The 6716-nt window shown below is 61.8% G+C and carries 4 protein-coding genes; 1 reads left to right on the top strand and 3 read right to left on the bottom strand.

The window, feature by feature from the left end:
• Window positions 1–4552: S-layer family protein (locus FBY02_RS13590; protein ID WP_256667327.1), on the top strand; the 4552-nt coding region annotated here is incomplete at its 5' end.
• Between the two features lie 160 nt (window positions 4553–4712).
• Here FBY02_RS13590 and FBY02_RS13585 read toward each other — a convergent pair.
• The 3 genes from FBY02_RS13585 to FBY02_RS13570 all read right to left on the bottom strand — a co-directional run bounded on the left by FBY02_RS13585 (window position 4713) and on the right by FBY02_RS13570 (window position 6636).
• Window positions 4713–5048, bottom strand: coding sequence for a DUF6124 family protein (locus FBY02_RS13585; protein ID WP_144928338.1), 336 nt, complete (start codon window positions 5046–5048; stop codon window positions 4713–4715).
• 594 nt (window positions 5049–5642) lie between these two features.
• Complete coding sequence (locus FBY02_RS13575) at window positions 5643–6038, bottom strand: YbaN family protein (protein WP_144928334.1); 396 nt, start codon at window positions 6036–6038, stop codon at window positions 5643–5645.
• 10 nt (window positions 6039–6048) lie between these two features.
• A complete protein-coding gene (locus FBY02_RS13570) occupies window positions 6049–6636 on the bottom strand; it encodes a YecA family protein (protein WP_139647302.1) in 588 nt (195 codons plus the stop codon).
• Between the last annotated feature and the right edge of the window lie 80 nt (window positions 6637–6716).

The raw sequence follows: 6716 nt of genomic DNA, 5'->3' as shown, positions 1-6716 counted from the left end.
TGCGTCGGGCCCCATCACACCGGGCACGTTCACCGGCACCTACGGCACCCTGGTGCTCAACGCCGATGGTTCCTACACCTACACCCTCAACCCCGCCGATACGGACTTCAAAGATCTGCACGGTGGCGGCAACGGCACTGAGACCTTCACCTACACCCTGACCGATGCGGACGGCGATACCAGCACTGCAAACCTGGTGCTGCAAGTGCACAACAATGACGATCCGGTGATTATCACCGGCCTGGACACCGAGGGCGGTGAGCTGACGGTGCAGGAGAAAAACCTCGGCGACGGCACGAGCCCGGATGCGCCAGCCCTGACCCAAAGCGGCACCTTCACCGTGACCGCGCTGGACGGCGTGCAGACCTTGAGCGTCGGCGGCATCACTGTCGTCAGCGGTGGCGTGGCGGCAGGTTTTCCACAGTCCATCACAACGGCGCTGGGCAACACCCTGACCATCACCGGCTTCAACGCGGCCACCGGGGTAGTCAGCTACAGCTACACCCTGCTGGACAACGAAGCTCATCCAAACGCCAACGGCGCAAACAGTCTCAGCGAGCAATTCAACGTCGTGGTCACCGATGACAACGGCACCACGGCCACCGGTAATCTCGATGTGAACATCGTTGACGACCTGCCCACTGCCCACGCCGATTCCGCCTCGGTGAATGAAGGTGGGACAGTCAGCGGCAATGTTCTGGACAACGACGTGGGCGGTGCCGATGGGCCCGCTGCCAGTGGCGCGGTAGTCGGCGTACGCGCCGGCAGCGACACCTCGACCCCGGCAATCGGCGGCCTCAACACCCAGATCAATGGCACCTACGGCTACCTGACCCTGGATGCCAATGGCAACGCGGTCTACCACAGCAACCCGGACAGCGTCAGTGCCCCCGGCGCCACGGACGTGTTCACTTACACCGTGCGCGATGCCGACGGTGATGAAAGCACCACTACCATCACCATCGACGTACACGACGTATGCCTGGTCGCCACGCCGGATCAAGACATCAGCGTCCACGAAAAAGCCCTCGATCTGAATCAGGATGGCCTGGACCTGGCCCCCGGCACTGTCACCGGCAGCGACCCGAGCGCCACCAGTGAAACCGCTACCGGCAGTCTCGTGGGGGCGGTAACCGGTGCCGTTGGCGCCGTGACCTTCACCTTGGTGAGCGACGCCACCGGCACCCACGGGCAGTTGTTACTCAACCCGGACGGCTCCTACACCTACACCCTGACCTCGCCCGCAACGACAACGCCCAATGCCAATGATGGCCCGAACGCGCTCAGTGAAAGTTTCACCTATCAAGCCACGGACTCCTTGGGCAACACCGTCACCAGCACCATCGTCATCAACATCGTCGACGATGTGCCAAATGCTTATTGCGACACAGCCGCGGTGGTGGAGGGCGGGACGGTCAGCGGTAACGTGCTGGACAACGACGTGCTCGGCGCCGACGGCGGTACCGTCATCGGCGTACGGGTTGGCGGCGACACTTCAACCCCGGTTGTTGGCGGTCTGAACACCCAGATCAACGGTACCTACGGCTACCTGACCCTGGATGCCAATGGCAACGCGGTCTACCACAGCAACCCGGACAGCGTCGGCGCACCCGGCGCCACGGATGTGTTCACCTACACCGTGCGCGATGGCGATGGGGATGAGAGCACCACTACGATCACCATCGATGTACACAACAGCTGCCTTGTCGCCGAAACGGACCACGACATTACCGTCTATGAAAAAGCCCTCGATCTGAATCAGGACGGCCAGGACCTGGCCCCTGGCACAGTCACTGGCAGCGATCCGAGCGGTACCGGCGAAACGGCCAGCGGCAGCCTGGTCGGTTCGGTGTCGGGTGCCACTGGCGCGGTGACCTTCACCCTGGTGGGCAACGCCACGGGGGCTTATGGTCAACTGCTGCTCCATCCTGACGGCTCCTACACCTACACCCTGACCTCGCCCGCCACGACGACCCCCCACGCCAATGACGGTCCGAACGTCTTGAGCGAAAGCTTCACCTATCAGGCCACGGATTCCCGGGGCAACACCGTTACCGGCAACCTGGTGGTGAGCATCGTCGACGATGTGCCCAGCGCCGTTGCATCGGAACGTTCAGTGACGGCGGTGGAGATCGATTCGAACCTGCTGATCGTGCTCGATGTGTCCGGCAGCATGGCCGATGCTTCCGGCGTACCAGGGCTTTCGCGGCTGGACCTGGCGAAGCAGGCCATCAGCGACTTGCTCGATAAGTACGATGACTTGGGAGACGTCAAGGTCCAGCTGGTGACCTTCAGCAGCAGTGCCACCGACCAGACTTCGGTGTGGGTCGATGTCGCGACGGCCAAGACGCTCCTCACCAGCCTGACGGCTGACGGCGGGACCAACTACGATGCGGCAGTGGCGGCGGCCAAGACTGCGTTCGTCACCTCCGGGCAACTGACCGGGGCGCAGAACATCGGTTACTTCTTCTCTGACGGCAAACCGACGTCGGGCCAGGAAACCGGTGCGGCAGACGAAGCCGCCTGGAAAGCCTTCCTCGACGCCAACGGCATCAAGAACTACGCCATCGGCCTGGGCAGTGGCGTCAGCAATGCCAACCTCGACCCACTGGCCTACGATGGCAGCACCCATACCAACACCAACGCCGTAGTGGTGACCGATCTCAACCAGCTCAACTCGGTATTGTCCGGCACCGTGCAAGGCGTGCCGGTCACCGGCAGCCTGTTGGGCGAGGGCGGTACGTTCGGCGCCGACGGAGGCTATGTCAAAAGCCTGGTGGTCGATGGCACCACGTACAGCTATGACCCGGCCGCCAACGGTGGTCAGGGTGCATTGACGGCCAGTGGCGGGGCCAACCATGGCACGTTCAACAGCGTGAACAACAGCGTGAGCATCGCCACCGCCCACAACGGCACGCTGGTGATCAACCTCGACAGCGGCGAGTACAGCTACACCTCTCAGACCACCACCAGTACGGTGATCAGCGAAAACATCGCCTACACCGTCAGTGACAACGATGGCGACCTGGCGAGTTCCAGCCTGGTGATTAACGTCGTGCCTAACAGTCCACCCGTGGCGATGGACGACAACGTCATCACCAACGTGCTGTCGGGCAATATCGTGGTACCGGGAGAACTGTTGCTGGGCAACGACAGTGACGCCAATGGCGATCCGCTGACCGCTGCACCCACCAGCTTCAACACCGGTTGGGTCGGCAAAGGCGCGGACTTCACCGGCAGCACTGGCACGGTCAGCTTCACCGGCAACAACGTGCAGTCGATCAATCTCGACCGCAGTACCTTCGTCGCCAATGCCGCCGCCATGACGGCGGTGCTGGTGGTCAGCGGTGCACTGGGGATGGTGTCCAACAACAATACCAACGATGAGGATCGCCTCAACATCAGTCTCAAGCAAGGTGAAACCCTGACCCTGGACCACAATCTGTCGGCCGGTCGCATTGCTATGGAGTATTCCCTCAATGGCGGACCGTTCATCGCGATCAACGATGGGGCTTCGTTCACAGCGACAGCGGACGGCAACTACCAGATCCACCTCACCAACATCCCCAACCCCGGTGGCGGCAACGCCAACGCCGCGGAAAACTATCAACTGACCCTGACCGTCAACTATGCCGGCGCCCAGGACAGCACACCGGATTACCACGGCAGCTACACCGCCAGCGATAACCACGGCGGCAGCGACAGTGCGGCGGTGAGCATCAGCTATCAGGCGGGCCATACGTTGACCGGCACCACGGGAGACGACGTGTTGTTGGCCGGCAATGGCGACAACCTCCTCAACGGCGGAGAGGGCAACGACATCCTCAGTGCCGGCTCGGGCAACAACACCTTGCACGGTGGAGCGGGCAACGATTTGCTCTACAGCGGCGCGGGCAATGACCTGCTCGATGGCGGCACCGGCAACGACACCGCCAGCTACGCCCATGCCAGCGCCGGCGTCACGGTGAACCTGGGCCTGCTCGCCGCGCAAAACACGCTAGGCGCCGGTAGCGACACCCTGGGCGGCATCGAAAACCTCATCGGCTCGAACTTCAACGACACCCTCACCGGTGACGGGGCCAGCAACCGCATCGACGGCGGGTTGGGTCATGACGTGCTCAATGGCGGTGGCGGCGATGACATCCTGATCGGCGGCTTGGGCAACAACACCCTCACTGGCGGCAGCGGCGCCGATACCTTCCAGTGGATGGCAGGTAATAGCGGCCATGACGTGATCACCGACTTCACCCCCGGTCTCGACAAACTTGACCTGTCACAGCTGCTGCTGGGAGAGAATGGCACCAGTGCATCCCTGGACGACTACCTGCACTTCACCGTCACCGGCAGCGGCGCCTCGGTCATCACCAGTATCGATGTCAGCGCCACTGCCGGCGCCACGCCGAACCAGACCATCGACCTGGCCGGCGTCGACCTCGCCAGCCACTATGGCGTGACACCGGGGGCGGGCGGGATGATTGCAGGCGGGGCGGACACGGCGACCATCATCAATGGGATGTTGAATGATCATTCATTGAAGGTGGATACGGTGTGAGCTGAGCTGAAATGGCAAACCCGCCGTTTCCGGGTTTCGATCGTTCCCACGCTCTGCGTGGTAATGCAGCCTGGGACGCTCTGCGTCTCCAAGAGCCGAACGCAGAACGTCCGTTGAGGCATTCCCAAGCAGAGCGTGGGAATGATCAAGGGCGGAGTGGCTAGCGATGTTCGACATTGTCCAGTGCCCGGTTCGCGAGCAATGCGCCCAGTTCAATCAATTGCTGGATACCCAACGCCACATGCCGCCGGGAACCGTTCAGCTCGAAGGCCAGATCACTGACCATGGCATTGGCCGAGGCCAGGGTTTCGCTGAGGTTGGCGAGCAGGACTTCAGTCTCGATGCCATTGACGACGGCAAAGAGCTGATCGAAGGGCGGATTGATCTCGGACTCGCTCGGTTTGGGGTTCAGGTAAAAGTCGAGGGCGCGATCGGCGGCTTTGTCATATGAGGATGTGGGGTCGGCGTCTGGCGGATTGGGAGTTACTTTGAACATAAGATGAAGCTCCATGTGTAATGAAAGGAGCCATCACCCTCGCTACCAAACGAGGTCTCCGCAAGTCAGTGAGAACCCCGGTAAGTTTAGATTTACCGAGGCTCCCGTACTGGGCTGACCATCTCATTAGGGTGGCGGCCATACGAAGGTTGGTAGACCGGACCACATGGAAAGCCGGCGCGCCCGAGGGCGCCCTGCGCATGGCCACCATAAGACGAATGCCAAAAAGACACCGTTGAAGGTGGTGACGCTGTGCGTCATGTGGAGGACGGGCTACCAAACCCGATCGCTGATTCGTCAGCGACCGGCAAACGATAGATCTCGCCCCCCTGGTGCACAAGCCGGCGGATTCTGGCGTACTTGTAGGCAATGGCGCAAGGCGGTGTAGCCCGCTCCAGCAGCGTCCCACAGCTCAATAAACACAGTTGATTGATCGTTCCCACGCTCTGCGTGGGAATGCAGCCTGGGACGCTCTGCGTCTCCAAGAGCCGAACGCAGAGCGTCCGTTGAGGCATTCCCACGCAGAGCGTGTGAACGATCAAGGGCGGAGTGGCTAGCGATGTTCGACGTTATCCAGTGCCCGACCCGCTGCCTTCAGGGCTTGCACAGTGTTTTCTGCCTGAGGATATAAACCGTCACCAACACCGCACTCGTCAACATGAACCCCCGTGCCCACGGCAAAGGCACCAGGTAGCACGACAGCAGAATGCTCGCCCACATCAACCCGATGGCGTAGACCTTGCCCTTGAGCGGGATGCCGTTGCCGCTGAGGTAATCCTTGATCCACGGCCCGAGTCGTGGGTGCTCCACCAGCCATTGGTAGAAACGCGGCGAACTGCGGGCGAAGCAGGCCGCTGCCAGAAGCAGGAAGGGCGTAGTGGGCAGTACTGGCAGGAAAATCCCGATCACCCCCAATGCCACGCTCAGCCAGCCGATGGCCAGCAGCACGTAGCGCAACATCAGGGGGCGGTTGCCTATGGGGTTGTCCATAGGCTGCGTCTTAGTGGTGACGAGGCTTGAGGATCGCCGGCTTCTCGTCCGGAGCGTTGCACAGCAGGTACAGCGCGGTGAGGGCTTCCGGGATCTGTACGATCATGTCGTCCATCAGGTTGGCATCGGCGGCGATGTCGGAGAACTCCGGTTGCTCGTCGAACAGGCCGGAGCCGACCATGATCGGCAGCAGCATTTCGCTGACTTCCTCTTCGGCGGTTTCGAACCAGGCCGCTTCGCGCAGGAACACGCCTTCCATGAAACCGATGCACCAGCCACGCAGTTCCGAATCGTCCGGGTCATCGCCCAGGTCCAGCTCGCAGGGCAGCTCGAATTCTTCGTCGGACGCCAGTTGACGGGCAATGTGCGCCTTGAGGCCGACCAGCGTGGCTTCGATTTCGATGCGTTGGGCTTCGTCGGTGTAATGCGGCTCTTCGGCGAAGAGGGCATCGATCCACTCGCGATCCGGCACCTGCTCGGAGCAGATCGACAGGGCGGTCAGGTAGCCGTGAGCGGCCACGTAGTCCAGTGCTTCGTCGTGCAGCTCATCGGCGTCGAGGAAGACTTGCAGGCGGGTCAGTTGCTCAGCGAAGGACATTACAGGCTACCTTGGGGGAATAAACAATGCGGGAATTCTAGGCCTTCTTGAGCGCCCAGGCCAGCCGCTTGGCAGATTTG

The sequence above is a fragment of the Pseudomonas sp. SJZ078 genome, assembly GCF_007828255.1.
GTDB lineage: Bacteria > Pseudomonadota > Gammaproteobacteria > Pseudomonadales > Pseudomonadaceae > Aquipseudomonas.
Note: the sequence above shows the minus strand (reverse complement) of the source record. Positions and strands in the feature narration are given on the sequence as shown.

Coding starts and splice junctions, on each gene's coding strand:
- FBY02_RS13570 (WP_139647302.1), bottom strand. CDS start 6,636: ATGTCCTTCGCTGAGCAACTGACCCGCCTGCAAGTCTTCCTCGACGCC.
- FBY02_RS13575 (WP_144928334.1), bottom strand. CDS start 6,038: ATGGACAACCCCATAGGCAACCGCCCCCTGATGTTGCGCTACGTGCTG.
- FBY02_RS13585 (WP_144928338.1), bottom strand. CDS start 5,048: ATGTTCAAAGTAACTCCCAATCCGCCAGACGCCGACCCCACATCCTCA.